16 protein-coding genes are annotated in these 23306 nt (G+C 53.8%); all 16 read right to left on the bottom strand.

From position 1 onward, the window contains the following. Window positions 1–91: 91 nt before the first annotated feature. The 16 genes from ACO064_RS06415 to ACO064_RS06340 all read right to left on the bottom strand — a co-directional run bounded on the left by ACO064_RS06415 (window position 92) and on the right by ACO064_RS06340 (window position 23202). Complete coding sequence (locus ACO064_RS06415) at window positions 92–2350, bottom strand: TonB-dependent receptor (RefSeq protein ID WP_421826567.1); 2259 nt, start codon at window positions 2348–2350, stop codon at window positions 92–94. 37 nt (window positions 2351–2387) lie between these two features. Beyond that, window positions 2388–3716 (bottom strand): tetratricopeptide repeat protein, encoded by a 1329-nt coding sequence (locus ACO064_RS06410; RefSeq protein ID WP_421826566.1) that lies wholly within the window; start codon window positions 3714–3716, stop codon window positions 2388–2390. Window positions 3717–3819: 103 nt separating this feature from the next. Beyond that, window positions 3820–6078: a DUF4331 family protein gene (locus tag ACO064_RS06405; RefSeq protein ID WP_421826565.1), complete on the bottom strand. Its 2259-nt coding sequence runs from the start codon at window positions 6076–6078 to the stop codon at window positions 3820–3822. Window positions 6079–6098: 20 nt separating this feature from the next. Continuing rightward, on the bottom strand, window positions 6099–7853 hold the full coding sequence (locus tag ACO064_RS06400) for a DUF4331 domain-containing protein (protein WP_421826564.1): 1755 nt from the start codon (window positions 7851–7853) through the stop codon (window positions 6099–6101). A gap of 631 nt (window positions 7854–8484) precedes the next feature. Next, a complete protein-coding gene (locus tag ACO064_RS06395) occupies window positions 8485–9045 on the bottom strand; it encodes a Pycsar system effector family protein (RefSeq protein ID WP_421826563.1) in 561 nt (186 codons plus the stop codon). Beyond that, entirely contained in the window at window positions 9035–11395 is a 2361-nt protein-coding gene (locus ACO064_RS06390) for a GAF domain-containing protein (protein ID WP_421826562.1), read from the bottom strand. Before ACO064_RS06390 ends, ACO064_RS06395 begins: the two co-directional genes overlap by 11 nt. Window positions 11396–11532: 137 nt before the next feature. Beyond that, on the bottom strand, window positions 11533–13074 hold the full coding sequence (locus ACO064_RS06385; RefSeq protein ID WP_421826561.1) for an ArnT family glycosyltransferase: 1542 nt from the start codon (window positions 13072–13074) through the stop codon (window positions 11533–11535). 26 nt (window positions 13075–13100) lie between these two features. Then, window positions 13101–14069: an SDR family NAD(P)-dependent oxidoreductase gene (locus tag ACO064_RS06380; protein WP_421826560.1), complete on the bottom strand. Its 969-nt coding sequence runs from the start codon at window positions 14067–14069 to the stop codon at window positions 13101–13103. Window positions 14070–14140: 71 nt separating this feature from the next. Continuing rightward, window positions 14141–14386 (bottom strand): acyl carrier protein, encoded by a 246-nt coding sequence (locus tag ACO064_RS06375; protein WP_114408411.1) that lies wholly within the window; start codon window positions 14384–14386, stop codon window positions 14141–14143. A 77-nt stretch (window positions 14387–14463) separates the two neighbouring features. Further along, window positions 14464–17610: an efflux RND transporter permease subunit gene (locus tag ACO064_RS06370; RefSeq protein WP_421826559.1), complete on the bottom strand. Its 3147-nt coding sequence runs from the start codon at window positions 17608–17610 to the stop codon at window positions 14464–14466. A gap of 119 nt (window positions 17611–17729) precedes the next feature. Then, window positions 17730–18779, bottom strand: a complete 1050-nt coding sequence (locus tag ACO064_RS06365) for an efflux RND transporter periplasmic adaptor subunit (RefSeq protein WP_421826558.1) — start codon at window positions 18777–18779, stop codon at window positions 17730–17732. Between the two features lie 21 nt (window positions 18780–18800). Beyond that, entirely contained in the window at window positions 18801–20120 is a 1320-nt protein-coding gene (locus ACO064_RS06360) for a TolC family protein (protein WP_421826557.1), read from the bottom strand. 103 nt (window positions 20121–20223) lie between these two features. Beyond that, window positions 20224–20847 carry a TetR/AcrR family transcriptional regulator gene (locus ACO064_RS06355; RefSeq protein ID WP_421826556.1) on the bottom strand — a complete coding sequence of 208 codons (624 nt, stop codon included), beginning with the start codon at window positions 20845–20847 and terminating at the stop codon, window positions 20224–20226. Window positions 20848–21002: 155 nt separating this feature from the next. After that, window positions 21003–21719, bottom strand: coding sequence for a methyltransferase family protein (locus ACO064_RS06350; protein ID WP_421826555.1), 717 nt, complete (start codon window positions 21717–21719; stop codon window positions 21003–21005). Beyond that, window positions 21716–22486, bottom strand: a complete 771-nt coding sequence (gene cmoA / locus ACO064_RS06345) for a carboxy-S-adenosyl-L-methionine synthase CmoA (RefSeq protein ID WP_421826554.1) — start codon at window positions 22484–22486, stop codon at window positions 21716–21718. The genes ACO064_RS06350 and cmoA overlap by 4 nt, the downstream gene beginning before the upstream one ends. Before the next feature lie 92 nt (window positions 22487–22578). Then, window positions 22579–23202: a TetR/AcrR family transcriptional regulator gene (locus tag ACO064_RS06340; RefSeq protein WP_421826553.1), complete on the bottom strand. Its 624-nt coding sequence runs from the start codon at window positions 23200–23202 to the stop codon at window positions 22579–22581. Between the last annotated feature and the right edge of the window lie 104 nt (window positions 23203–23306).

Raw genomic sequence — 23306 nt, 5'->3', positions numbered from 1 at the left:
TATGTTAATTCTGTCCTACCCTTGCGGGTATGTCAAAAAAATAGCAAATATCAGGCCAGTTGGTTTCGATAAAAGGGTCAAAAGTGTGTTTTTACCAGAAAAAAGTCCAGCTCAACCGGGCGAAAAAGGGCGTTCCGGGCGTAAAGTGAATTTCGTCGACCGGAGCGGTTTCGCCACGCAGGCGGCTTTCGGTGGCAAATTGGGTTTCTTTCCAGCGGGTATTCAGTAAATTTTGCACCGACAGCCCGAACTGGTAGCGGGGCCGCGAATAATTGACCTGCAAATCCGTCACAAAATACGATTGCGCCACAATGGAATTGTCTTCGTTGGCGGGCCGGTTTCCCAGATAGCGATACCGCAATGAACCACTCCACCGGCCTGCATTCTGGAGCGTCAGGCCGCCGGTCGAGGTAAACGTTGGCGCCAAGGGCAGGTAGTTCTGTCCCGCTTCGGCGCCGATGGCGCGGGGTTTGGCGGTATTCAGATCCAGATCGGCGTACAGGTGATGGGTCAACTGGTAGCGGACCGACAGATCGACCCCGTACCGGCGTGACTTTCCGCTGGGTTCCACCACGCCTTCGTCACCGACATACACGAATTCCTGTTGCATCCACAAATACCAGCCTGCCGCGTTGATGAGCAAGCGGGGGAACGGTTTGAAAATTACCCCTAAATCAGAACCGTAGGCCGGCGGCAAAATCTCCCTTCCGTTCTGCGGAACCACCACGCGGGTGTCGTTGGAGTGAAAGCCTTTTCCAGTATTGAGATACACCTGAAACCGGGGATTCACCGTGTAATACAGATTGAGTTTGGGCGAAACCAGGGCTGCGTCCGCCCGTTTCAGTCCGTCCGTCGGCTGAAGCAAATCGTCGTACTGGCTCCGGAAATAATCGAGCCGAACCCCGGCGTTGAGCGAAAAATGATCGGAAAACTGAATCAGTTCATCCACGTAGGCACTGGCGTTGCGTTCGTTGATGTTGCCAAACTGCCGTCGTTCCAGCGTTTCGGTTCGGTTTCGGGTGTGCGACAGTTCGGTGTGGTGCGTCAGATCCTGGCGGTATTGAAGGCCTGCCGTGGACACAAACCGGGTTTTGCCGACAAAATCCGTTCGCGAAATGCTGCCGTTGTAGCCAAACAGATTCCGGCGTTCTTTCTGCCGGATCTGGTCGCCGTTGAGCGAATCGTCCCGGAAAAAAGTGAAGTTGGAATACAGCTCGAAGTTGTAGTTGCTGTAGAAGACCTGGTTTTTGATGGTATAATTGCCGGGCGTCACCGTCACCAGTTCGGCGTTGACATTGGTGCGGCTCGTTTCGCCCCCTTCGGTCGGGTCGACGGAGCCGAAAAAACCGACTAAGCCCGACGCCACCGCCCGGTCGGGAATCTGGCCGGAATGGTTCCACTTACTCCAGAACGTCGACCCCGTCAGTGTCAGGTTGGTCTGGTCCGACAGGTGGCCGTGGTATTTGCCCACAACATTCAGTCGCTTGAAGTTTTGCGGATGGTCGAAGTACGAATCGGAATATGAATATTCGGAGGCCAGATAAGCCGACTGTTTTTGGGTACGCCCTTTTTCGCCCAGCAGATCCAGCCCGGCCACGGCGCGGTAGGTGTTGAACTGCCCGACTTCCAGCTTGGCAAAACTTTTGTCGAGTGTGGTGCGGGTGCGGAAATCGGCCCAGCCCGCCGTCGTAAAATTGCCCTTTTCCGCGTTGTAAGGCCCTTTCCTGAAATCGACGCCTTCGATCAGTTCCGGAATGACGAAGTGCAAATCCGCGTAACCTTGTCCGTGGGCGTGCGAAACCATGTTGACCGGCATTCCGTCCACCGTCAGGCGAATGTCGGTGCCGTGGTCGATATCGAATCCCCGTAAAAAAATCTGCTCGGCTTTTCCGCCCCCCGCGTGTTGCCCGATGAACAAACCCGGCACCATCCGGAGAATTTCCTGCGAGTTGGTGATGGGCCGCATCCGGATGTCGAGGCTGCTGATGAGTTGCTGGTCATGCGCCTGCTGCGATGAAACGACGATCTCGCGCAACTCGATGGCTGACCGACTCAAAACCGTATTCAGCGTGATCGTTTCGTCATCCTTGATGGTTACGTTGAGAACCAGCGACTTAAAACCGATGTGCGAAAGTTCGACTTTATAGGGAGCCGCCACCAGCCCCACGAAACGGTATTGCCCCAACTCATTGGTCACCGTGCCTTTGCCCAAGCCGGTGAGTTGCACGACCACCCCACGCAGGGGCAGATTGGTCGTCTGGTCGAGGACGGTACCGGAAATGCCGCCGAGGTGAGCAAACGCCTGAAGGCTGATGACAGTCAGAAAAAGGGCATAAAGCGTTCGTTTCATAAAACCGGGTTAGTTGTCAAATCGCATTCATTCGGGATCAAAATGCGAATGTAGGATTTATTTTCCGAGCCTGCGCAACGAGCCGGTTTCCCAGTTCAACGTGACCCAGCGCTACTTCGATGGCAGCGGCCTGTTGCAGCCGTTCGGGGTCTTTGCTTCCGGTTTTCAGCGCGACCTGCATGTGCTCCTGCGCTTTTTTCAGGTCATTCTGATTGAAATAGACCCACGCCAGCGCGTGATTGACGTCGATGTTCTCAGGCCGTTTCCGGTATTCTTTCAACCCGTAAATCCGGGCCGAATCCAGTTGCCCGGCTTTGGTGTAGAGTTTGCAACGTTCGAGATCGACGGCGTGGCCGGAGCGGGCGTCTTCGTCGAGCATCGTGGCTACTTCGGCAAACTTTTTCTTCGCTTTTTCCTTCTCACCCTGCAGGGCATAAATCTCGGCCATTTCTTCGTGGAACGAAAACTCGGGCATAATTCCGGCGGCTTTTTCAAGTGTGGTCAACGCTTTTTCGTATTCCTTGCGGGCTTTCTGGATTCGGGCTTTTCCGGCCAGCGCGAAGGCGTAACTGGGCCGCAGGGCTAAAATTCCGTCATATTGCTGTTCGGCTTCGGCCAGCCGACCGGTGGTTTCGTAGAGGTGACCCAGAATATTTTTGCTCCAGCAATGCGGTTCGGAACCGGGTAAACCCGCCTGAACGGCCAGCTTCATGGCTTCGATCGAAGCGGGGTAATTGCCGTAGATTTCGCGCAGGTACGATGCCCGGGAATACGATTCCAGCGACGGTTTCAGTTGCTGCATTTTGTCCGACATCGCCACGGCTTCGTCGTAATGTCCCAGTTCAACGTTGGCATCGACCAGCACACCGTACACGTAGGCATTGTCGGGATTGATCTGCCGGGCTTTTTCGGCCAGTTCACGGGCTTCGTCAAACTGGTGTTGCGACATTTTGACGGACGACTTAAAGGTTGTAGCCTCAAAGTTTTTGGGGTCCATCGCCAGGACGCCATCCAGAATGGTCAAAATCGCCGGGTAATAATACGGGTGTTCGCCGGTAATGCGGGCTTCGGACAGGTAAATGACGGCCAACTGCAAACGTGGTTTGACATCGCCGGGTGTTTTTTTGATCTTTTTCTGAAGATCGTTTACTTTTTCTTTGGTACGCGGCCATTCAACGGCGGTGGCTAACACGCCCCGGCGCTCGAACAGGGGCGGTATTTCCAGGGTCGAACCGGGTGAAGCTGCTGTTTCGCTACCCGTTTTTTTGCGTTCAGTACAACTGATCTGTGCCAGCAGGAGGAGGGAGAGAAGACTCGTGATGCCTGTCGAAACGAGTTGTCGGAAAGGAAGAATAAGTGTTGCCATGAATCGAAACCGCCGATGCGGAGGAATGAGGAATCGTTTATTTTCGTTGAAAGAAGCCGGGAATTGAGGAGTAAATCCAACTCCCGGCCTGATCCGCAACGGTTTATTGCCGTAGCACTTTAATAATCTGGCGGTCCGTTGGCGTTTTCACTTCCAGGAAGTAGACGCCGGTTTGTTGGCCCAGCCGGAGTGTCCGGCGTTCGACCGAGCCCGCTGTGGGCACCGCGTGTTCGCCAAACTGTTGCCCCTGGCTGTTGATCACCGAGAAATGCAGCGACTGGCCGGTGGCGCCGGTTACTTCCACCGTCACCTCGGTTTTGGAGGAGGGATTGCCCAGAACACGAACGGATAGCGGCTCCGATTCTGCCGAGATGCGCGCCGGCGCACAGTGCGTACGGAAGTTGAAGGTGTAACTCACCTCCGAAGCGGCATCCCCGACATACCGGCCCATGAGTATAATCGTGCTGTTGTTGGGATCGTTACGCACCCCAAACTCGATCTGCCGGTTGACGCTGGTGCCATAAACACCGTTGACGACGCCCGCAGCCCGGTATTCGACCGTCCGGCCTGGGTCGCCCCCGATGCGTCCGAAGGTGATGTCGCCGGTGGTGCAGTTGTAATTCTGCACGGTTACGGCCAGCTTCTGATTTGGCTCATAGCTGCTGCCGATGAAACCGCGCCAGGGGTCCTGCACAAACGGGAAGGCACTTTTGAAGGTCGTATCGTTTTTAGTAACCCCCGCGTTGAAACCCAGCACTTTGCCCAATTGAGGAGTCACCGGGCTGCCACCCGGCACGAAGTCATCGTACCACAGGCCAATGGCGGCCAGCACCACGCCACCGACGGCCTGCAGTTCAATCGTCGTTACGTCATCCTCCAGCCGCCGACCGTTGGGAAAACCGTCCATGTTCGGAATGAACTGGAGGTTGGGATTGGTGTACATCGGATCGGTCAGCCCCAGCACGGCGGCTCCCACCAGCCCCAGGGTGCTGAATTTGGCGTGGTTGCGGGGCGTTGCCGGAACGGCCATGTTGAGCCGGAGCATATCTCCCAGGGTGGGCAGGAAGTTGTGAATGAAGGGTTTTCCGGCCGCCAGCGGATTGCCGCCTTTTCCCGTGGCGAGTTGATAGGGTCTCAGATTTGGCACGCCGGTGTAGAAAATGGGCAGCAGATCGACGGCGCGGGGACTGGCGTTGTTGGGCAGCAGGATGGTGCCGAAAACGGCATCGTCCAGAGCTGTACCGGTTAGGGCAGAGCTGCCTTTCAGGGAAAACAAGCCCGGTTTTCCGTTGCGGAAGTCGAAGGCACCCAGCGAGTTGGCCTGAATCCGGAGGGCGCTAAGTCCCGGAACCGCCCCACCAAACTTGGAATCGTCCATGTAGAGGGCCAGTTCGGGATTGGTAAAGTTGGCGGCAAACTGCAGATCGTTGTTGCCGTAGGGCGTCGTCGCATTCCATTTGTCCTTCAGGCCAATCGGAATGACGGCTTCGTTGGTCAGCGGCATGCCCAGGCGTGAAACCTGCACCCAGCCGCCATCGTAGCCTACATCGCCACCGGAATTGATGGTTTTGATCTGCCGGCGGCTGGCCGATGCCCACACGCCGATGACGAAATCCGGGTCAAGAATGGTAGATGCCTGAGCAACGCTTTTGCCGCCTTTCTGCAAGGTCGAAACCGGCACTTCAATGGCAATGGTGTGGACGTTGAAGCGCGCCAACCCGTCGCGGCCCGGTGCCCGGAAATTCCCGACGTCAAACGCTCCGCCCAGATCGACGAAGAAGGGATCGTCGATGGGGCCGCAGAAAATCCGCTCGCCCGTCGAGCTTACGGTAATGGCCTGTTTCGCCAGCGCGTTGTAGGATGGAGCGCCCAGACCGACGGTTGCATTTTCGATGGAGCGTGGCCCAATGTTGGCCGGAGGCACCACGCCGTTGTTCACAATGGTCGTCCAGCTTGTGCCGCCGTTCGTACTCCGTTCGCAGGTGTAGGTAGCTTTCTGGTTTTGCTTGCCCAGCCGGATGTTGAAAAACGTGGTCGGATCTTCGTTGACAATTTTGAACGTAAACCGGTACGTGATGTCGTCGCCAGGCGTTGCGGTATTGTTGTCGACGTGGATTTCGTATCGGATATTCTCGCCGAACGTGTACCAGTTAGGGCCACCCGCCGGATCTTCGAACGGAATGTAATTGGCAATCAGGACAATTTTTTCCGCATCGGTTGGGCTTTTGAACGCGTAGACGTCGGTATTATCCGCCAGTGGATCGGTCGAAATCAGCGGGGCTTCCCGGTGACTCGACGCCATCACCTGACCAGAGGGCAGATACAGCAGTATCGCCAAAAGAAGGGTAAGTATCTTTTTCATGGTTTATCCGAATGGCAGGCTTAAAACTTGGTCGTTTTGGTATAATTGAACCCTCTCCACGGTGTCTGAACATAGGGGAATGAGGCTTTGAGGGTCGTATCATTTTTGGTGATACCGGCGGTAAAACCCAGTACTTTGCCCAGTTGAGGAGTCACCGGGCTGCCACCCGGCACGAAGTCATCGTACCACAGGCCAATGGCGGCCAGCACCACGCCACCGACGGCCTGCAGTTCAATCGTCGTTACGTCATCCTCCAGCCGCCGACCGTTGGGAAAACCGTCCATGTTCGGAATGAACTGGAGGTTGGGATTGGTGTACATCGGATCGGTCAGCCCCAGCACGGCGGCTCCCACCAGCCCCAGGGTGCTGAATTTGGCGTGGTTGCGGGGCGTTGCCGGAACGGCCATGTTGAGCCGGAGCATATCTCCCAGGGTGGGCAGGAAGTTGTGAATGAAGGGTTTTCCGGCCGCCAGCGGATTGCCGCCTTTTCCCGTGGCGAGTTGATAGGGTCTCAGATTTGGCACGCCGGTGTAGAAAATGGGCAGCAGATCGACGGCGCGGGGACTGGCGTTGTTGGGCAGCAGGATGGTGCCGAAAACGGCATCGTCCAGAGCTGTACCGGTTAGGGCAGAGCTGCCTTTCAGGGAAAACAAGCCCGGTTTTTCGTTGCGGAAGTCGAAGGCACCCAGCGAGTTGGCCTGAATCCGAAGGTCTTTCAACGAGCCGACCGCTCCGCCAAATTTGGAATCGTCCATGTAGAGGGCCAATTCGGGATTGCTAAAATTGGCGGCAAACTGCAGATCGTTGTTGCCGTAGGGCGTCATCGCATTCCATTTGTCCTTCATGCCAATCGGAATGACGGCTTCGTTGGTCAGCGGCATGCCCAGGCGTGAAACCTGCACCCAGCCGCCGTCGTAGCCTACATCGCCCCCTGAATTCAAACTTTTGATCTGCCGGCGACTGGCCGATGCCCACACGCCGATGACGAAATCCGGGTCAAGAATGGTAGATGCCTGAGCAACGCTTTTGCCATCTTTCTGCAACAGATTGACCGGTATTTTCAGGGCGATGCTGTGAACGTTGTACCGGGCAAGGCCATCTTTGGGCGGATTGATTTTGTTGCCTTCAGGCCGGAAATTACCCACGTCGAAAGCCCCCGCCAAATCGACGAAGAAGGGATCGTCGGCGGGGCCGCAAAATACTTTTTCGCCCGACGATGCCGTGGCGATTGCCTGTTCGATCAGCGTGTTATACGAGCTGGCTCCCAGGCCGACACTTCCTTCGATGGAACGGGGTCCGATGTTGGCCGGCGGCACAACCCCATTGTTGACGATGGTGATCCAGGTTGCCCCGCCGTTGGTGCTTTTTTCGCAGCGGTAGACGGTTTTCAGGTTTTGCTGACCCAACCGGATGTTGAAAAACGTGGTCGCATCCTGGTTGCTGTTCGTAAACGTAAACCGGTACGTAATGTCGTCGGTCGCCGTGGTCGTTTTGTTCTTGATGTGAATCTCATACCGGATGTTGGAGCCGAAATTGTAGTAATTCGGTCCGCCTTCCGGCAACTCAAACGGAATGTAATTGGCAATGATCGTGATGGTGTTCGGATCATCTGGACTCTTGAACGCGTAGACGTCCGTGTTGTCGGCCAGCGGATCGCTCGAGATCAGGGGAGCTTCCCGGTGGCTGGAGGCAAAACTGCCGATGGTCAGCAGCAGCAGGACACAACTAAGAGCTAAACGCCTTAGTTGACCCAAAAGCATAGGAGAGATGGCCATAGTGAGTATGGTTGAAAGTGAAAAAAAATAGGAAACGTTAACGAGCAGGTTGTCGATAGAATGTGACGAATAGAACAGCCGCTTTCTGTTTTTTTAGAAAAACGACCCGCCGGTTTACCGGTTTTTACAATCTCGCTATTGGGGAAGCATCAGTTGATTTTACACGGAGACGCTGGCATCCGCATAAAAACGCGCGCATTTTCGTAATAGGCACTTACAAATACACTCATTGGAAAAGAAACCTCTGCACTGGTACCGGGCTTTTCCGGTTCTTTCGCTTCAGAGGGCACTGTACGAACTAAACCTGGCAAATATACTTTTTTTCATAATTAATTTCATTTTTATCAGGTTAGGAATTTATTAATTTATCGGACTGTCTTTGTGCTCAAAAAAACGATCCGAAAGGCCGTTCAAATGCCGGATTTCGGCACCAGAGCAAAAGTATGATCGGGGTATAATATGAAAACAATGAGGTACTTACCAGAGAAAAATCAAAAAGTAAGCGGTTGAGCAAACAGATATACGGTATGAATTTAAAAACGGATTTGTCGGATCAAAATAATCCGGAAGCGACCACCGATGGCCGGTTCCGGAGGCAAACACAACAAGCGGGAAAGGGGGGTAGAAGGGGCTAATAACTCAGGGCGGCAATGAGCATGGTGCGAAGAAAAACGATCAGAAACGCCAGAATCGAGAGGCCGAAGCCAAACATGAAAATGTTGTAGGCAATCCACAACCGGCGGTATTTTTTAGCCAGCACGCGCCCGAGGTAATAAATGTCGCGGGTCATGGTGCCGTACAGATACTGGCTGTCTTGCATCAGTTCACTCATTCCCCACTCAAAGTCTTCCAGGCTCATGCGGTGAAAATTACCGAAAAAGAGCAGGTTGCCCTTCTTCTTTTTCACATCGTCCCGCTTGAACGTGCCTTTGGTAACATTCGGGCGGGTGGCCAGAATGGCGAAGACGATGGTCAGCAGCGAGGAAGTCAGAATCAGCACCATCGGCACCAGCAGCGTCGGGTTTTCGTCAATCTGGAGGGCCAGCACCGAAACGATAACGGAAACCATGATCGAGTTCACCGAAATGAGGATGTTGGCTTTGTTGTCGGCAATGTCGCTCAGGTAGACGTGGTTGGTCGAGGTGGTGCGAAACATGGTTTCAATGCCCCGCACCGGTTGGTTATCTTTCACGTTCGTAGCGTTGACGGGCCGGTTCCGGGTAGTTGAGGTGCAGGCGGATGGCCTTCAGCCGGGCAACCCCCTGCAACGGTTCGAGATCGAGGTATTCGATTTCGGGCGTCAGCTTCTTCTGTTCCTGCAAAGCCGTAATAAAGGGTAGATAATCAGTTACTTCCCGGCGGTTTGAATACACCAGCGCAATGGTGTTGGGTTGCGTCAGCCGTTCCTCGGTTCCGGCGATATACGCCTTGTCGATCCGCTTTTTCAATACTTCATACCGGATGCTGTAGGAGCCTTCCACGTCGAACCGGTGTTCGTCCTGCCGAAAACTGATGTCCACCGGCTGCGAATGGGCCAGAATCAGTTGGGTGGTTTGCAACGCCAGGGGCAGGCGGGGCAACAGCAGGTGCGTCAGGGAAGCCAGTTCCATCATCGACTTTAGTTGCCACGCATACAGATGCCGCAGGAAATCCGGTTCGAAGGGCTTCTGGGGTGCAATGGACTGGCCGACGTAGATCGTATACTCCATTCCGTCGGTCCGGTAGCGCTCGAAATAATGCGGATAAATGGTCTGGAGCTGTTTTTCTTCTTTTTCGATGAACGTATTGACGGCGGTATTGAGCCATTCCACACTCCGTTCGTAAACCTGCAACGCCTGATTGAATTGCCCGGTGGTGGCATTCACGCGCTTGAAATACCGCTGGATCGGCGTTTCCAGTTGTGGATCATTTAGCCGCAGATGTTGGAAATACGGATTGACTTCCAGCGTCAGGAAGTCCGAAATGCCCAGTTCGTCTTCCGGATTCAGCCCGGTCGTGAGCTTGTTTTGCCAGGAATACGCCGTGGCAATAAGCTGATTCGGCAGCGCCAGTTCGTCCGGCAACTCAGCCTGTCCCAGCAGCGTCTGAATGGTGTCCAACTGGTCGGCGAAATCCTGGCGCACGGCTTTGTAGCGTTCGTTCGATGAATTCCGGATGTCGATCGCGCCATAGAGCGGATAGACCTGCGGAAACCGCACCTGCGTAGCCTCGCTGTTGAACGACTCCCTGTTATCGAGCCGCAGGTATTCCCAGGCCACTTCGTTAAACTTCCATTCAACGGCGGGTTGCAGGGGCGTAAACTTGGTTTTGATCAGTCGCTCCAGATTTTGTTTGAACTGATGCAGTTGATAGCGCAGCAATTCCTGTACGAGTGGAATCACCCGCTGAATCGTCTCCAGAACGTCGTCTCCGAACGCCGTCGAATGCGGGCTGGCCATTTCCAGCACACCCAGCATTTCACTTCCGTTCACGACCGGGTAAAAAGCGAAACTGCGAATCCCTTTTTTGGTCAAAAGCAGTTGCTCGTTGCCGGGCAGCCCTTTCAGGTCCGGAAACAGGAGCGGGGCCGGATTCAGGATCAGGTTGTGAATGATGGACTGCGTGGCCGGGTCGTAGCCGTCGATGACCGTGCTCGAATGCCGGAAGAAAACACTCCGTGCGCTTACCTCCGGTTGATGGACGTAAAAACCATTCACCTGCGAAAACGGAACGATACTGATCTGGAGGTCGGTCTGGCCGACCAGATTGCGCAGGGCGGTTTCAAAACGGCGGTAAATAACCGGTTCGGAGTCTGAATGCAAATGGGTGAAAACCGCCTGCAATTGCTGAACGGTTTCGGCCTCCGTAATGTCTTCTACCACAAAAAAAGCAAAGCCTTCGGACGTAAATTCGCCAAGCGGCAACTGATCCTCAGCTTCTGGCAGGGGGCCGGTTCCGTTGGCAAAATCAATCCAGGACGATTGCAGGGCGGGCAGCGAACGGTTCAGATGCGGCTCAATAAACGTGTTGTTGATGTCGATCCGGAAATACCGGGTGAGTCCGTTTTTGTGTTTTTGAAACCGAAAGCTGGGGGTGGCATTTCTGCCGGGCGGCACCTTGTAACACTTTTCAAGAACGAGCTGGTACAAAAAACGCAGCTTGTCTTCCGCACAGATGTCCTTGGGCAGTTCCGACAACAAATCCGGAAATTGCTCAATCAGGTGCGTAAACCGGGCCGACTGGTACAGAATCTTCATCGGAATGGGTAATCCGAAGGTGTAGGCAATGTGCTGACCGGTGGCAGACAACGGCATAACCGCCAGCGACGCCAACTGAAAAAGGCTCGCTAACCGGTCCGGTCCGAGCAAATCTTCGAGCGGTGTTTCGTCCGCCGTGGGTATGGTTTCAAACTGCTCCAGGAGGTGGTCGTAGAGACCAGACAGAGCGGTATTGGTGAAATTTTTTTCCTGCTGCGCTTTTAGAAAGGCAACGAAGGGCTGAAAAGACAACTTGACTTCGAACGGAAAAGAGACAGATGGGGAAACAGAAAGGGTCGTTTCCATGATTTTGTATAATTTTCAGCAAATAGCACGCTTAACGCTTGCGTTCGGATGGACACCAAGGGCAAAAGCAAGGTGGATGTTTTTGTTTATTGAACAACGAAGCCAATCCGTGAGTTGCGTTGTGGCAGTATTAATTCTCAATACAGTACCGGTTTTTTGACGGTTCCGGGATAATACCCCTGCGCGTGGTAAAGGTACATGGTTCGGACGAGCGCGTTTCGGTAATACACCGGCCAGACCTCCTCCCGCAATACCGGACCCAACTGCGCCCGGGCGTCCGGCGACAGGGGATCTTCACTCACATACACGATGTTCTGCCGCTGCGAAGCGGGGGGCGGTGGCCAGAAATCAAACTGGTTCATGCGTCGGTTTTCGTTGGGCAGGCAGTAGGTGTCCGGATGCCCTTCGACGTAAAATGCCAGTTCGGACGCCGTATGGTAACTGTCGCTCACAATCGCAAAGTGTCCTGGCGGCAGATCTTTCACGAACTCATCGACGGTTTGGCCGATTTGCCGCCAGCCTGCCAGCCGGTACAGCGGATCGGCTTTGATTGGTAAAACCGGACGTCCGGCGACGGCATCGAGCCAGCCGGGTTGCAGAATCAGCAGGAGGGTAGCCACCGAGAGCCCCACGGGCCAGGCCACCCGGGGCGTTTCCGACCACCGGCGGTAGCGCAGGTGCAACAGGTACGAAACCACCAGCGGCCAGGCCACCAGCGTCGCCGACGGCCAGTTGACTTCCACGCGCTTGTGAACCGACAGAACCGCAAACCCCGCCAGAATCAGTGCCGGAGCCAGCCACAATGGTAAAAGCCGGGCGTGGTCGACCGTCAGGAGTTTCCAGGGGCGGGCCAGCAACAGGCCGACGACGATAAAAATTGAACCGTAGGCCAGTTGACCACCCACAAATTCCAGCAGTTGACCGAGGGCGTTGCGATGAAGGAACGAAGTCCCCGAGCCGCCCGCCAGCGTAAAAATATGCCGGAACGTCACCCAGTCGTGCTGGTAATTCCAGATCAGGGAAGGCAGCAGACCCACCAAAACCGGTAGTGCGAAAGCGAGCAACCGACGGGTAATCAAGGCGAAATCCCGGCCACTACCCGCCAGGACCACGAACCCGAAAAGCACCATCGTCGGTTTGGCGAGCATTCCGAAAACCACGAAAGCGGCCGTTCGCCAGCCGTCGCCGGGCTGACCCGTATCGGCGTAGCGCAGAAAATACCGCAATGCACCAGCCCAGGCGAGCATCAGCAACGAATCCGTCGTGAAAAACAGCGTTGCGGTTACAAAAAACGGGCTGACGTTCAGCAGCACCACGCCCAGCACCGCGACCCGGTGACTGCGAAAATGCTCGACCCCCAGCCGGAAAACGAAATACGAAATGCCCAGTCCGCACAAAACCGCATTCAGCCGGACCACCGGGGCCGAAATCCCGAACAGCCCCGAACTGAGGGAATTGACGTAGGCAATCAGGGGCGGTTTGGAGTAATAGGCCCAGTCCAGGTGCCGCGACCAGAGCCAGTATTGGGCTTCTTCCGTGAACAGATCGGGGCCATAATAGACATAGACGCCTTTCACCAGCGTAATGATCCCCATCAGACTCCAGAACCGGGTGATGCCCAGCGAGCGGCTGTAGAGCGCGTGAAAGGGATTGGAATTAAAAACGTGCGCCGTTGACATGGCTATCGACTTGACGGTGTGGTACTTTACTTTTCTTCCAGCAACGACGTATGTTCTGCCTGAAACCAGTTCACCATACGCTGCAAGCCTTCCTCGAGCGAAACGCGCGGCTGGTAGCCCAGCAAATGCGCGGCTTTGGTCAGATCGGCAGCAGTTTGGCTGACGTCGCCGGGCTGCTCGGGCCGGTAATCAATCCGGGCTTTGCGGCCGGTATACTGTTCGAGTTTCCGAACCAGATCAGTCAGGGCAACGGGGCGGGCACCCCCCAGGTTGATGATTTCAAACCCGTTGACCCGTTCGATGGCCCGGACAACACCAGCTACGATGTCGTTCACGTAGGTGTAGTCGCGCAGACTCTGTCCGTTGCCAAAAAGCTGAATCCGTTCGCCGTCGAACAACCGCTGGATGAAGCGGGAAATGGCCATGTCGGGCCGCTGGTTGGGGCCATAAACCGTAAAAAACCGCAGGCAATAGGCATGCAGGCCGAAAAGCTGGTGGTAGTTTTGAAGAAGCATCTCGCCGGTCCGCTTGGAAATGGCGTAGGGAGAGGCCAGTTCTTCGATCCGGTCCGTTTCCCGAAACGGGATTTCGTTGCGCTCGCCGTAGACCGACGACGAGGACGCAAACACGATTTTGCCGACCTTGAAATCCCGCATCGTTTGCAGCAGCGTTACCGTCCCGGTTACGTTGGTATCGAAATAAGCAGCCGGTTGTTGCAGCGACGGGCGCACTCCGGCCAGGCCGGCCAGGTGTACCACCACGTCGATGGCGTAGGTGCCGAACAACAGATGCAGAAAACTGGACTCTCGAATATCACCTTCAAACAGATAATAACCCGGTCGGCTTTCGAAAGGGGCCACATTCCGGCGTTTCAAAGCGGGGTCGTAGTTGGAACCAAAGTTGTCGACCGCCAGGACAATGTGCCCTTCATCGAGCAGTTTTTTAGTGAGATGGGTTCCAATAAAACCCGCTCCACCGGTTAAGAGAATGTTCATAGGTTTTCATCGACAAGAGTTGACGACGGTGAGGTCTATACGTAAATCAAAATGGTGTGGTCAAGCCGGGTCTAGTCAAACTGCGTTTCCTGAGCCAGGTATTCTTTCAATTGACCAAACGTTTCGAGCTTCCACCATTCCTGATCCGGAATGCGAATGCCGAAATTGATTTCGACCTGCAGCAACAGGTCGGTAATGTCCAGCGAATCCAGCCCCAGGTCTTTGCTAAAGTTGGTGTGATCCGTTAGTGCGGTTTGGTTGATGCCCATGCCGACGAGCAGGTCGTGCAGGCGGTTGTCAATTTGTTCAGCGATCATAACTGTAAAAGGAAAATAGGAAGTCAATTTTTTAGTGCCTGCACCGCCCGGGAGCGGTGCAGGCAATCGTCATGCAATTAGTAAACCGCGGTTTCGGCTACCTCTTTGGTCGCTTTGGTTTTGCTGAAGCGGCCTGAAAACCACTCCTGCGTCCGGTCGACGAGGTAATACACCATCGGAACCAGAAAAACCGTCAGGATCATCGAGCTGGTCAGACCGCCGATCAACACCCAGGCCAGGGAGTTTTTCCACTCCGAACCGGCTCCGCTGGCGATTGCAATCGGAATCATCCCGATCACCATGGCGATGGTCGTCATCAGAATCGGACGCAGCCGTTCTTCACCTGCGTGCAGAATCGCTTCCCGGTAAGGAACGCCCTGTGCTTTCTGCTGATTGGCAAAGTCGACGATCAGAATGGCGTTCTTCACCACCAGACCAATCAGCATCAGCATCCCCAGCAGGGCAAAAATCCCGATGTCCGACGAACTCAGCGCCAGGGCCAGCAAGGCACCCACCACCGCAACCGGCACCGAGGTCAACACCACGAGCGGGTAGATAAAGCTGTCGTAGAGCAGCACCATGATGAAATACACGAGCATCAAACCGGCCAGCATCGCGATTCCGAGCGAACCGAAGCCTTCGCTCTGGTTCTTGGCGTCACCACCCCAGCTAACGGTTACGCCAGCCGGCAGCGGATTTTTTGCCAGATCGGCCTGTATGATTGCCGTCAGCGTGCCCGAACCGGTGCCTAACACGTTGGCCGTTACGGTCACGGACGACCGGCGGTTTTTGCGTTCCAGCAGTGAAGGGCCGTTGCTCAGGCTCACGTTGGCAAATTCCGATAACCGAACCGTACGACCGGCCAGCGGACTGACAAAGTTGATGTTCCTGACATCGTCGGGGTTTTTCCGGTCGAAGGCGTCGAGCATGATGCGAATGTCGTAATCTTCACCGCCGTCGCGGAATTTGGAGTCGTCGTTACCGGCGAAGGCATTTTGCAACGTGGCACCAACGGTTTGAATGTCAAGTCCTAGTTTGGCCATTTTCTCACGGTCGATTTCCACACGTACCTCCGGGTTGCCCGATTCGATGGACACGTTGACGTCGTTGGCTCCCGGTGTTTTCCGAATGCGGTTTCCCAGGTCATTGGCCGAGGCCAGCAGTTGGTCCATGTTATCGCCACTGAGGAAAATCTCGATGGGAGCCGTACCGGAATTGACAATACCGACCACCGAAGATTTGAACTCGATAGCGGGAAAACGCTGCTCCAGTTCTTTCCGCAATGAAATCATGTACGCTTCCGTAGGCTGGTGACCCGGCCGTTCGCTGGCTCCGGCCAGTTCAATCGTCAATTCACTCCGGTTGGTTTCGCCCTGTCCGGTGCTGTTCAAACCAGTACTGGCTCCGGCTACGTTTGTGAAAATGCTGCGGACTTCCGGTTTTTTACGCAGGTAATCCTCAATCTGGCGGGTGGTCAGGTTGTTGTGTTGGAGCGACGCGCTTTTGTCGACTTTCATCGTCAGCAGGAATTTTCCCTGATCGCCCTCCGCCACAAACTGTGATCCGATGATTCCCAGACTCATCACCCAGCCAGTGAACACGAAGAGTGCAATCAGAATACCGGTGAAGGCCAGCTTGTGCGTCAATACCCATTTCAGGCTGCCGTGGTACCAGTTGGTCAAACCCGTCAACCCTTTTTCAAACCAGAGCAGAAACGCCTGAAACGGATTTTTCGGGTTCAGGTGCTCCAGTTTCGCCATCCGGGACGTCATCCAGGGCGTCAGCGTGAAACTGGCGATCAGGCTGGTCATGGTGGCAAAAGCAACGGTCAGCGAGAATTGACGCAGCAAATCGGCGATGACCGAATCCACGAACGTAATCGGCACAAACACCACCACAATCACCAGCGTGATGGCAACGGCGGCAAAACCGATTTCCTTCATGCCGTCGAGCGTGGCCTGCCAGCGGTTTTTGCCCATTTCCAGGTGTCGCTGGATGTTTTCCAGCACCACAATCGAGTCATCGACCAGAATCCCGATTACCAGCGACAGGGCCAGCAGCGTCATCAAATTGAGCGAATAACCCATCACGAACATGAAGAGGAAAGCCGAAACCAGGGACGCCGGAACCGATACCATCACAATGAAGGCATTCCGGAAGCTGTGCAGGAAGAGCAGCATCACGACTGCCACCAGCCCCACGGCCAGAATCAAATCGTGCGTTACGGCTTCCACGGATTCGAGCGTGAACACGCTGCTGTCGTAGGCAATTGCAAAATGGACCTTGTCTTTGGCGTTGTCTTTTTCGATCTGCGCCAGTTTTTCCTGCATCAACCGGCTGATTTCAACCGCATTGGCGTCGGATTGTTTCTTGACGAACAAACCGATCCCGTTCTGTCCGTTGTAGCGGCTGATGCTGGAGGTCTCGGTTAAACCGTCGGTTACATTGGCGACATCACCCACCCGAATCGGGCTGCCATCTTTCGGCGTCACGATTACCAGTTTCCGGATGTCATCGAGCGAATTGAATTTGCCCGCCAACCGCAGCGTCATGTTTTCCGAGGTGCTTTTAACCTTTCCCGTCGGAAAATCGAGGTTGGCCTGGTTGATGGCCTGCGTCACCTGGAGCAGTGATAAACCGTAGTAGTTCAACTTATCGTCGTCGACGTTGACGCGGATTTCCCGTTTTTCGCCCCCCACCATCGTGATTTCAGCCACACCTTTGATCTGCTGCATCACCGGCAGGTACTTGTCTTCCATCTGCTGATAAAACACCTCGTTCGGCAGGGAAGAGGTTGCCAGTAATTGCATAATCGGCTGGTCGCTGGGTGAAATTTTCGACAGCGAGGGCGTTTCCACGTCCTCGGGCAAGTCGCTCACCATTTTGTTGATGGCTCGTTGGGCGTCTTCCAGCGCTTTGTCGACATCGGTACCCGGTTTAAAACCAACGACAATAACGGAGGCATTCTCAAACGAATTGGCCTTTATATCATCGAGGTTATCGAGTCCGGAAATGGCGTCTTCCAGCTTTTTGCTGACTTCCGTTTCGACTTCCGATGGAGCCGCTCCGGGATAAACCGTGGTGATGGTGATGGTTGGTACCGAAAATTCCGGCAACAACTCATAACTCAACATCTGGTAGGAAAAAATACCGCCGATGGTCAATATCGCGAAGAGCACGATAATCATCGAGGGGCGCTTGATGATGGTTTCGAAGAAGTTCATAGACTTTTTTATTGAGTGAGTTAGTGATTGAGCGATTGAGTGATTGAAGGTTCGCGACTGGAAATTTCACCGCATCGGCGGCCCACTCAACCACTCATTCACTCATTCACTCAATAATTTCATTGTGCATTGACCAAAGTGCCGTTCTGTAAGTTGATCTGACCGCTGGTGACCACCTGATCGCCCGCTTGCAAACCCTTCGTGATTTCGTAATACTGGTTGGTGGTTGCACCAATTTCTACCGTTTTGAGAACCGCTTTACCATTTTCAACTACGTACACCTGCGGGGCTTTGGCCGATCCCATGATGGCCTGACGCGGCACCGACAGCGTTTGCGTTTTCAGCTTGTTCTGGTTGGCAATGGAACCGTACATGCCGGCTTTCAGCGGATTGGCACCGGAGTTGCTCACCGTAATCTGAACCGGGTAGTTGTGGGCCGCATCGCCTTCGGCACCGATCATTGTCACGCGTCCTGTAAACCGGACGTTGGGGTACACTTCGGTTTCAATCGGCAGCGACTGGCCAACGCGGAACTGGTTGATGGCTTTTTCCGGTACATCGACCACCAGTTTCAGCGATGAAATATCGGTGATTTTGGCAATTGGCGAACCGACGGAAACGACCGAACCTTTTTCCACCATTTTCTGGGTTACAATGCCCGAGAAAGGAGCGGTGACGGTCGTGTTGGCGATCTGCTTTTTGAGTTGTTTGATCTGCGCTTCGGTGGCCCGGATGTTCAGTTGCGCCCGTTCGAGGTTGATGGCCGGGGTGGCATCGCCTTTCACCAGGGCGTCATACCGCCGGACGTCGTTCTGGTAGCCTTCCAGGGTCACCTGCAGGGCTTCGATCTGGTAGTGAAGTTGTTCGTCGTCCAGTTTGGCAATCAGGCGGTTTGCGCCAACCAACTGGCCTTCTTCAATCGGTAACTGCGTGATTTGGCCACCGGCTTGTGGCCGGATTTCGACTTCGCGGTTGGGCAAAAACGAACCCAGGAACAGGGTTTCTTCCGACAGGTTGCGGAGTTCGGCGGTGGCCGTCCGCACGCCCACTTTCAGGTCGGCGTCGGGTTTATAGACTTTGGCCTCTACTTTTTCTTTGTTGTCGAGGAGCGTCCAGGCAGTCAGGCCGAGGGTGCCAACGAGAACGAGTACAATGATGATGCGTTTCATGGTGTTAACAGGTTGTGTATGTTATGGATTGACAATGAGGTTTCCGGTTGCTTTTTTCCAGTCGAGTTCGGCCGAACGAAAGGCGACCAGCGTGCTGAGGTAGGTGTTCTGGGCGTTGCGCAGCTCGTCTTCGGTCTGAATGACTTCGCTGATGCCGACCGTGCCTTCCTTAAATTGAAGTTGCGTTTGGGTGTAGATTTTTTCGGCGAGTGTCACCTGCGCGCGGTTGGTCGTCAGGTTTCGTTGTTCCACCAGCAGTTTGTTCCGGGCGTTGGTCACGTCCATCGTAATCGACTCGCGGGTTTGCTGGAGCTGGGTTTCAAGCTTCTGGTTATCGAGTTTTTTCTGCGTCACTCTGGATTTGCGGGCCATCCCGTCGAACACGTTCCAGTTCAGTTGCAGACCCACCCAATACCCCGGCACATTTTTGAGGTAGGAATTATCCCCGCCGATGGCATACACTGTGCTGTTGGCAACACCGTAGGCCGAAACCGTGGGTAAAAAACCGGCTTTGATGTTTTGAAGATCCAGGGCGTTAAGGGCTTTCTGGCGGTCGAGCAGCAGCAGATCCGTGCGGTTGATGTTGGGGGCTTCGAAAGTCACCGTCGGCGTTGTTTCATCGATCTGGGTCAGTACCGCCAGTGGCTCGCTTTGCGGGGTTCCGGTCAGGTATTTCAGCAGGTTCAGCAGTTGGTTGTAGGTCGCCTGCAACGATTCGATCTGCGTTTCCGATGCGGTTTTGCTCAACCGCAGCCGGTCGACATCCACGCCTTTCGCCAGTTGGTTCTGCCGCTGGAGATCCGTAATCTGGATCATCTTGTCGGACGAAACGATGTTCCGGCGCAGAAAAGCCATTTGCTGGGCCGTCGTTTGCAGGTTGTAATAGGTGGCGGCCACGTTGTAGGCGACATCTTCTTTCACCTGCCGGGTTTGCAGTGCCGACACTTCGCGGCTGGTTTTGGCGGCCTTCAACCCAATCATCACCGACGGATTATACAACGCCTGGGAAGCCTGCACCGAAGTTGAAAGATTGTAGGGCAGACCGAAAGCCAACACGGAATAGCTGCCTTCGGGGCCACCGAAGGCCGATGCAGGAACAACCTGTCCCGGAATCTTCAGATACCGTTTGTAATCACCGGTCAGGTTGACGGAGGGTCTTGCCCCGGCTTTCACCTCAGCAATACGGGCTTCCGTTTTGGTTTCGTCAAATTGGGCCGACTGCACGCTGAGGTTGCTGGTGAGGGCCTTGTCGATCAATTGTTGGAGCGTAAGGTCTTGAGCCTGAGTGAGTGTGCTGGTGAAAGCGAGTATCAGGCCGAGATACCATGGTGTACGTTTCATGTCAAAAAGTGTAAGTAAAGCGGATTGATGGACTAAAAACAGGATTTTGGGATGATTAAATTGTTTGGTTTAATCAGTTGATTAAATCCGGTACAAAAAAATATCAGGTAACCGATTCAGGTTTAAAAAGATACTCGCAGATCATGTCTCTGATGTATTGCATGTGGCGGGTGGCAAAGGCGTTGAAACCCGCTTCGTCCAGTCCCTGGGCCAGCATTGTCATCGGTTTGGACACAAACAGAAACTGAATGTTGGCAATGATCATCGTCATGATGTGGTGTGAATCGATCGGGGTGATGATCCCCTGCGCAATGGCATCTTCAATCTGCTGGTGAAAAATCGATTCCGGTAGTTTTTTGGCCATCCCGATCGTTCCATACAGCCGTTCCGGATTCAGGCGCAGCTCGTTCATGATGAAAATGGTCAGATTTGGATTTTGTTTCATCATCTGGAACTGGTGATCCATCAGCTTCGATATTTTATCGCGCAGACTGATGGGTTGGTTGACCAGATCGAGCATACCCTCGAACATCAGCGTGCACATGTCATTGAAAATCGACTGAAACAGCTTCTCTTTGCTGCGGAAATAATAATTCATCAGCGCACTGTTGATGCCAGCCACCTTGGCAATATCCCGCGTCGTCGTACCATCAAAGCCCTTTTCAAGAAACACGGTTTTGGCTGCTTCCTTGATGCGTTCTTCGGTTGTGTCAGTGAGGCATTTCATGGTGTTGGTAGAATGACGGGTCAAAGGTAAAGTCCTGAAATTGGATAAGCAAACATTTTAACCAGAAAATTTAATCAATTGATCAAAACGATTGATTAGCGGTTTTTGATCTCCTCAGGCGGTTTCTAACGGGTTTGAATTGCATCGATAGTGGGCTAGGCCTGCATCCGGCCGGATTTTTTCAGATACCGCACGAACAGATACAGCACCAGCCACAGGGCCAAGAGAAAACCCAGCAGGGTGTACCGGTGATCGGACTGGAATAAAACGGGGTACCTCAGAAACAGAATGAGGGTAATGCCGGTGAGCCAGACATACTGCGTATTGTACTCTTTCAGCACCCACCGCACCCAGTTGAATTGCATACTGGAAAAGGTTCGGCCGATGCCGCGCAGGTCCGGAATCCAGCGGTTGACCTGGTGCGAATATTGATCGAATGCGGTGCCAAATTTGTTTCGCAGAAAAGTCTCTTCGGCGATGACGATGGCCTGGTAGATGAACAGAAAAAGCGGCATGAAAACGCCCGTGAACAGCAGCGAATTGGCCAGAATGCCAACCCCCAGCAACATCAGAACATTGCCCACATAGAGCGGATTCCGGCAGTGGTTGAAGATTCCCTCCGTCACCAGCGTTTCGGCGTAGACCTTTTTGTCCTTTCCACCCCGGACGATATATGCCAGCCCGATGGTGGCCCCCCGGATGAGCTGACCGCTGACCGTAATGAGAAGCCCCAAACCGATGGGCCAGACATAAAACGAGGGGCCGAAAACCGCCGTCGAAAAAATCGGGGGCGACGGAATAAACAGGGCTAGATACAGAAAAATGAAAATCAGATTCCGGTATTTGAAGAAGAAGTTTCCGATTCCGATCATGACGCTGCTTCGTTTTTTACCGCAATGATGCCGGCGAAGTTATACCATTGGAAAAAGGTTTCGACGTGTGAAAAGCCCGTATCCTGCAACAGAAGGCGGTTTTCCGAGAGTTTGTAAGGAATCAGAACGTTTTCCAGGGCTTCCCGTTTCTGGGCAATTTCCAGGTCGCTGTAGTGTTGCCGTCGTTTGTAGTCGTAGTAATAGGTGATGTAGTCGCGGTTAAACTGGTGATCTTCCGTGAGAATTTTTTCCACCAGGATCAGCGCTCCCCCCGGCACGAGACCATCGAATATTTTCTTTAGTACCTTCTGCCGGTGAATCGGCCGGATGAACTGGAGCGTCAGACACAGCACCACCACCGACGCATTGCCGATGGCAACATCCTGCTGAATATCGCCCGCCAGCAGCTCATAAGGGCGGGAAATGCCGAGTTCCTGGATTTTTACCTCACATTTTTTCAGCATTTCCGCCGAATCATCGATGCCGATGAAGCGAATGTCGTCGGGAATCCGGCGGTTCATGTTGATGAGCGTCGTGCCGGTCGAACAGCCCAGGTCGTAGACGACGGTGCCGGGTTGGGTGTAATCGACCGCCAGTTCACCGATCATGCGCTGAATTTCTTCGTAGAACGGAACCGACCGGTTGACCATGTCGTCGAAAACATTCGCAACGGTTTGTCCAAACTTAAAATCGGATACTTTACTGATTTCTTCCTTAAAAACGGTGTCGTGCCTGAACGCCTGCAGATGAGTATTGGCCTGTGTCATGTCATTGGGTAGTTAAGCCATGGATTGAAGAAAATTTCATGAATGATTAAATCGACCGGTTTAATCATCTGATTAAGGCGCGAACAAAAAAATTACGAACTCAGTTCGGGTTTGAAAAGATAATCACAGATCATGTTCTTGACGTATTCCATGTGGCGTTTGGCAAAGGCGTTGAAACCCGCTTCGTCCAGTCCCTGGGCCAGCATTGTCATCGGTTTGGACACAAACAGAAACTGAATGTTGGCAATGATCATCGTCATGATGTGGTGTGAATCGATCGGGGTGATGATCCCCTGCGCAATGGCATCTTCGATTTGCTGGTGAAAAATCGACTCCGGTATCTTTTTAGCCATGCCAACGGTGGCATACAGCCGTTCCGGATTCCGGTGTAATTCATTCATGATGAAGATGGTCAGATTCGGATTCTGCATCATCATCTGAAACTGGTGATCCATCAGTTTCGATATTTTATCGCGCAGACTGATGGGCCGATTGACCAGATCGAGCATACCCTCGAACATCAGCGTACACATGTCATTGAAAATCGACTGAAACAGCTTCTCCTTGCTGCGGAAATAATAGTTCATCAGCGCACTGTTGATGCCAGCCACCTTGGCAATATCCCGCGTCGTCGTACCATCAAAGCCCTTTTCAAGAAACACGGTTTTGGCCGCTTCCTTGATGCGTTCTTCGGTTGATTCTGAGATGCACTTCATTGTCCTGTTGATTAGTGGTTCAAATGTTGACTCTGTAAAACTAACAAACAAATGCGTTAATCAAAAAGTTTAATCAATTGTTTAAAAAAAGGATACTCGAATGA

This window comes from Larkinella sp. (assembly GCF_965227735.1).
In the GTDB taxonomy this organism is placed as follows: Bacteria; Bacteroidota; Bacteroidia; order Cytophagales; family Spirosomataceae; genus Larkinella.
Note: the sequence above shows the minus strand (reverse complement) of the source record. Positions and strands in the feature narration are given on the sequence as shown.

Coding starts and splice junctions, on each gene's coding strand:
- ACO064_RS06405 (WP_421826565.1), bottom strand. CDS start 6,078: ATGAAAAAGATACTTACCCTTCTTTTGGCGATACTGCTGTATCTGCCC.
- ACO064_RS06415 (WP_421826567.1), bottom strand. CDS start 2,350: ATGAAACGAACGCTTTATGCCCTTTTTCTGACTGTCATCAGCCTTCAG.
- ACO064_RS06410 (WP_421826566.1), bottom strand. CDS start 3,716: ATGGCAACACTTATTCTTCCTTTCCGACAACTCGTTTCGACAGGCATC.
- ACO064_RS06370 (WP_421826559.1), bottom strand. CDS start 17,610: ATGAACTTCTTCGAAACCATCATCAAGCGCCCCTCGATGATTATCGTG.
- ACO064_RS06400 (WP_421826564.1), bottom strand. CDS start 7,853: ATGGCCATCTCTCCTATGCTTTTGGGTCAACTAAGGCGTTTAGCTCTT.
- ACO064_RS06385 (WP_421826561.1), bottom strand. CDS start 13,074: ATGTCAACGGCGCACGTTTTTAATTCCAATCCCTTTCACGCGCTCTAC.
- ACO064_RS06355 (WP_421826556.1), bottom strand. CDS start 20,847: ATGAAATGCCTCACTGACACAACCGAAGAACGCATCAAGGAAGCAGCC.
- ACO064_RS06365 (WP_421826558.1), bottom strand. CDS start 18,779: ATGAAACGCATCATCATTGTACTCGTTCTCGTTGGCACCCTCGGCCTG.
- ACO064_RS06390 (WP_421826562.1), bottom strand. CDS start 11,395: ATGGAAACGACCCTTTCTGTTTCCCCATCTGTCTCTTTTCCGTTCGAA.
- ACO064_RS06360 (WP_421826557.1), bottom strand. CDS start 20,120: ATGAAACGTACACCATGGTATCTCGGCCTGATACTCGCTTTCACCAGC.
- cmoA (WP_421826554.1), bottom strand. CDS start 22,486: ATGACACAGGCCAATACTCATCTGCAGGCGTTCAGGCACGACACCGTT.
- ACO064_RS06350 (WP_421826555.1), bottom strand. CDS start 21,719: ATGATCGGAATCGGAAACTTCTTCTTCAAATACCGGAATCTGATTTTC.
- ACO064_RS06375 (WP_114408411.1), bottom strand. CDS start 14,386: ATGATCGCTGAACAAATTGACAACCGCCTGCACGACCTGCTCGTCGGC.
- ACO064_RS06340 (WP_421826553.1), bottom strand. CDS start 23,202: ATGAAGTGCATCTCAGAATCAACCGAAGAACGCATCAAGGAAGCGGCC.
- ACO064_RS06380 (WP_421826560.1), bottom strand. CDS start 14,069: ATGAACATTCTCTTAACCGGTGGAGCGGGTTTTATTGGAACCCATCTC.